At 43.3% G+C, this 2,630-nt stretch carries 4 protein-coding genes; all 4 read right to left on the minus strand.

Annotated features, from left to right (window positions below; all coding sequences use genetic code 11):
* Positions 1–78: 78 nt before the first annotated feature.
* Positions 79–405 carry a bacillithiol system redox-active protein YtxJ gene (gene ytxJ, locus RAC86_RS37635; protein WP_032722350.1) on the minus strand — a complete coding sequence of 109 codons (327 nt, stop codon included), beginning with the start codon at positions 403–405 and terminating at the stop codon, positions 79–81.
* Positions 406–428: 23 nt separating this feature from the next.
* On the minus strand, positions 429–884 hold the full coding sequence (locus RAC86_RS37640; protein ID WP_032722351.1) for a YtxH domain-containing protein: 456 nt from the start codon (positions 882–884) through the stop codon (positions 429–431).
* A 30-nt stretch (positions 885–914) separates the two neighbouring features.
* Positions 915–1,337 carry a DUF948 domain-containing protein gene (locus RAC86_RS37645; RefSeq protein ID WP_003229276.1) on the minus strand — a complete coding sequence of 141 codons (423 nt, stop codon included), beginning with the start codon at positions 1,335–1,337 and terminating at the stop codon, positions 915–917.
* Between the two features lie 161 nt (positions 1,338–1,498).
* A partial coding sequence (gene murC, locus RAC86_RS37650; protein ID WP_377886852.1) for a UDP-N-acetylmuramate--L-alanine ligase occupies positions 1,499–2,630 on the minus strand: 1,132 nt, incomplete at its 5' end.

Below are 2,630 nucleotides of genomic sequence, written 5' to 3' on the forward strand. Positions count from 1 at the left end.
CTATCCTACATGATGTGAGGGCAATGTTCAAGGGTTTTTTACAAAAAAAAGCGCCAGATGATATCTGGACGCTTTTTTCTATGACAAATGCTGCTCAATAGCGGCTTCTGTAATTTGTGAATGTGAGGTATGCCATTTCACTTTACCGTTCTGAATGATGAATATCTGAGGGCTTTCATGCTTGACCCCATATGTTTCTGCAATGAAATTGGACAGCGGCCGGGCTTCTTGTACTTGAAGATAGTAAGCCGGCACATCCTCATGCTGATTTGCAAAGGCATCAAACTCATGAAATGCTGCCTGGCTGATCGGGCATGTGGTGCTGTGTTTCAAGAAGACGAAAACGCCTTCCTGTTCTGCAATCCGTTTAAATTCTTCCTCAGATTGAATAAGCTGTTTAGCCATGACTCAAGCTCTTCCTTCCCTGCTCAGCGATTCAACTGCTCAGCCTGTTTTTGTGCATCTTTCAGTTCGTCTTTTACATCTTCTTTCGTCTGGAGGACTTGATCTTTTGTTTCATCAGCTGCCTGCATCGCTTCTTCCCTCATATCTTTCATTGCAGTCGATGAATCCGTTTTGTCAGATTTGGAACGGTCTCTTAAATCCTTTACCTTGTTCATGATCTGCCCAGACTGATCCGCTACAAGCTGTGTGATGTTGGAAGTTTTGTCTTTTGCGATGCTGACATATTGCGTGCCTTTTTCCTTCGCATCTGCCGTCATTTTATCAGTTTTGTCCCGTAAGGCAACAGCCTGGCTGCCGAGATCGTCGCGAAGTTCTTTGCCTGATTTAGGTGCTAGAAAAAGAGCTGTAGTGGCACCGATGATTCCCCCGATTAAAGTTCCGATTAAAAAATCTTTACTATTAATTCCATCTTTGCTCATCATTATTCCTCCTCTTAGTATTTTTTTCTCTTACAGGGCTGATTTTTTCTTTTGCTTCCATTTCTCCCAAATTTCCATTGCTGCTTGACTCCAAGTGACAACTTGATTGATCTTATCTTGATTCTCTCTAACTGATGCCGATACAGACCCTGCCGCTTGTTTCATGGATGTATTGAACTGCTGTACAGAAGCTCCCACTCCTTGAACAGCATGAACGACCGTGTTCAGCTTTTCTGATTTTTCCTGAATATCTTCAGCCAGGCGGTTGGTCTTATGTAAAAGCTCGGCTGTTTCAGTTGTGATGCCCTTCATTTGTCCCTCCAGCCCTTCAAGAGTGGATGCGACGTTTTTTAGTGTCAGCTGCAATGACTTCAATGTTTTAGACAAGTAGATCACTAATACGAGAAATGCAACTGCGATGAGTGCAACGCTCAAATAAAGAATAATAATCATCTCAAACCTCCTTGCTGCAGGATATACTGCTGTTTACCCGTTTTCTTCAATCCTAAACATGTGTACTGGGCTGTATACATACTATTCTCCGTTATGTAAGAAAATCCTTTAATAAGCTTTTCCATCAGATAAATAAAAAGCAGTGAGATCACTGCTTTTTATTATGCCATGACGTTTTCGTAGGCTCTCATATATTTTTGGATATCTCCTGCTCCCATGAAGATGAGAACGGCTTTATCATGAGCTTTTAAAACAGATGTGTCATCTTCTTCAATCAGCTTGGCATTATGAATTTTTCCCTGGAGATCGCCGATCGTCAGCTTTCCGGCATTCTCACGGGCTGAGCCGAAAATATCGCATAAATACACACAGTCAGCGCCGCTCAGGCTTTCTGCAAATTCGTCAAGAAACTGTTGCGTCCGTGTAAATGTATGAGGCTGAAATACCGCGACAATTTCCCGATCTGGATACTTCTGTCTTGCCGCCTCGATTGTCACTTTTATTTCTGTCGGATGATGGGCATAGTCATCAATCAGCACTTGATCCCCAAGCTGCTTCTCATTGAATCTGCGTTTGACGCCCCCAAAGGATTTGAGAGCATGCTTAATGATGCTGGAATCAATTTCTTCATAATGGCATAACGCAATGACCGCCAATGAGTTTAATACATTGTGGTGGCCGTACGCAGGAATATAAAACGTATCATAGAACGTATTGCGGACAAAGACATCAAAAGTTGTCCCTTCCGTGCTTTTTACGATGTTTCTGGCTTGAAAATCATTTTCTTCCCCCGTGCCGTAATACACAACCGGGACGTTTGCATGGATTTTCGGCAGATGCTCATCGTCTCCGCAGGCAATAATGCCTTTGTTGACTTGAAGAGCCATCTCTTGGAAAGCGTCAAATACATCGTCAATGCTTGAGAAGTAATCAGGGTGATCAAAATCAATATTCGTCATAATCGCGTAATCCGGCTGATAGCTTAAGAAATGGCGGCGGTATTCGCACGCTTCAAACACAAAGTATTCGCTGTTTTCATTTCCCTGGCCTGTTCCGTCTCCGATTAAGAAAGACGTCGGTTTTGCGTTTTGGATCACGTGAGCCAGCAGACCCGTAGTCGACGTTTTGCCGTGTGCGCCCGTAACGGCAACACTCGTGAATTTTTTCATGTAGTCGCCTAAAAACTTATGATAACGTATCACCGGAATTCCCTCAGACATCGCTTTTTCTATTTCAGGATGCGTGTCTGGGAATGCGTTTCCGGCGATGACTGTCATGCCGGGTTTAATATTT

It is taken from the genome of Bacillus sp. LR_5 (assembly GCF_042709275.1).